Source organism: Kytococcus sp. HMSC28H12 (assembly GCF_001816045.1).
GTDB lineage: Bacteria > Actinomycetota > Actinomycetes > Actinomycetales > Dermatophilaceae > Kytococcus > Kytococcus schroeteri.
Window position 1 is genome coordinate 1 of the sequence record NZ_KV824585.1, and the last position, 1,453, is coordinate 1,453.

General features: G+C 74.0%; 2 protein-coding genes. Both read left to right on the plus strand.

Annotated features, from left to right (window positions below; all coding sequences use genetic code 11):
* Positions 1 to 604: alkaline phosphatase family protein (locus HMPREF3099_RS09175; RefSeq protein WP_141762101.1), on the plus strand; the 604-nt coding region annotated here is incomplete at its 5' end.
* A 3-nt stretch (positions 605 to 607) separates the two neighbouring features.
* Complete coding sequence (locus tag HMPREF3099_RS09180; RefSeq protein ID WP_070705678.1) at positions 608 to 1,291, plus strand: thymidine kinase; 684 nt, start codon at positions 608 to 610, stop codon at positions 1,289 to 1,291.
* The last annotated feature ends 162 nt before the right edge of the window (positions 1,292 to 1,453 follow it).

Consider the following 1,453-nt stretch of genomic DNA (forward strand, 5'->3'; position numbering starts at 1 on the left):
GGCCTACCTGTACTGGCCGGTGCTCGACCAGATCGGCCACGCCCAGGGGCCCGGCTCGGTGGACTGGACCGGCGCCCTGGAGGAGGTGGACGCCGCCCTGCGCGAGCTCGTGGAGGGCCTGCCGCCGGGGGTCCACTTCTCGCTGACCGCCGACCACGGCATGCTCGGCATCGACCCGGCCGGGGCCCTGCGCACCGACGACCCGCAGCACGCCCACCTCGTGGAGGGGGTGGCCGCGGTGGCCGGTGACCCGCGCTGTCGCTTCCTGTACCTGCCCCGGGCCGACGAGTCCCCCGAGGGACGCCAGGGTGAGCCGGACCGGGCCCAGCAGGCCGAGCTCGTGGACGCCTGGCGCGAGGCCGCCGGGGACGGCGCGCTCGTGGTGACCCGTGCCGAGGCGGTGGCCTCGGGCTGGTTCGGCCCCGGCACCACCGCGGAGAACCTGTCCCGCATCGGCGACGTGCTCGTGGTGGCCCGGGACGACCGCTTCCTGGCCTTCGTGCCGGGGCCGGACAGCACCGGCCAGATGTCGCTCAAGGGCTGGCACGGCGGTCTGCACCGCGAGGAGCTGCTGGTGCCCGACGTGCTCCTGCCGGCTCGGTGACCCGTGGCTGAGCTCGCCTTCTTCACCGGCACCATGGACTGCGGCAAGTCCACCCTGGCGCTGCAGATGGACCACAACCACCGGGCCCGTGGCCGCCACGGTCTGGTGTTCACCTCCCACGACCGCGCCGGGGAGGCCACCGTCAGCTCCCGTCTGGGCCTGCAGCGCGAGGCCCTCGAGGTGCACGACCAGCTCGACTTCTTCGCGATGGTGGTGGCCGAGGCCACCAAGGGCCGCCCGGTGCACTACCTCATCTGCGACGAAGCGCAGTTCTACAGCGCCGCGCAGGTGGAGCAGCTGGCGCGCCTCGTGGACGAGCTGGAGGTGGACGTCTTCGCGTTCGGCATCACCGCCGACTTCCGCGCCCAGCTGTTCCCCGGCAGCAAGCGCCTGCTGGAGCTCGCCGACCGCACCCACCTGCTGCAGGTGGAGGCCCTGTGCTGGTGCGGCCGCCGCGCCACGCACAACGCCCGCGTGGTGGACGGGCACATGGTCACCGACGGCGACCAGGTGGCCGTGGGCGACGTCGGCGGCTCGGACGCGCCCACGCCGCAGGTGGAGTACGAGGTGCTCTGCCGTCGCCACTTCATGCGGCGTATGACCTCGCACGTGGCACGGGTCTCCTCGCCCGAGGGGGAGCTGCTGCCCTTCGACCTCGACGTGTGCGCGGTGCCCCCGCCTCGCTGAGCAGGACGGGGGCACCGCGACGGGCGGGCGAGGGGCTCAGCCCTTGGAGCCGCCGAACATGATGTCGTCCCAGCTGGGCACCGACGGGCGCCCACGGCGCTTCTGCGAGCGCTGCCGCGGGGCCAGGGGTGCCTCGCGCTCCTGCGGCTCCTCGACCGGCTC